Origin of the sequence: Streptomyces milbemycinicus (assembly GCF_002154605.1) — a bacterium.
GTDB classification, from domain to species: Bacteria; Actinomycetota; Actinomycetes; order Streptomycetales; family Streptomycetaceae; genus Streptomyces; species Streptomyces milbemycinicus.
The window spans coordinates 9,850-10,281 of the sequence record NZ_MUNE01000409.1; the positions used below are offsets into that span (position 1 = coordinate 9,850).

Genomic DNA, 432 nt, shown 5'->3' on the forward strand with positions numbered 1-432 from the left:
GGCGGTCCTGTGGGGCGGGTTCACCTTCTATACGCAGTACCACTCGGTGCTGGACCGGCGCACCTACGACCGGCTGGAGATCGGCGAGCCGCGTGCCGATGTCGAGTCGCGGATGCCGCCGTACACGATGGACGGGCCTCCGGACGGCATCGCCGCGCCTCCCCGCGGCTGGGATTGCGCTTACTACGGGGTGCGCCGATACGACGGGCGGTCCGCGTACCGGCTGTGTTTCTCGGACGGGCGGCTGGTCGCCAAGGACGTGGTCACCAGTAGGCAGTAGGGGCGAGGACAGTAGTCGGGCGGTAGAGGGCGGCAGTGAGAGCGCTTGCGGCCGCGCGTCCTCCGTCCAGGAATCCGGCGCGGGAATTCCACGGGAAGGGGCGGCAACCTTTCCGGCCAGAGCGGCGACCACACCCCGACACCCCCCACAGC

The 432-nt window shown here is 70.1% G+C and carries 1 pseudogene; it reads left to right on the forward strand.

From position 1 onward, the window contains the following. Positions 1-280, forward strand: a pseudogene (locus CCN51_RS58065) (sensor histidine kinase); the annotation flags it as partial. Positions 281-432 lie beyond the last annotated feature (152 nt).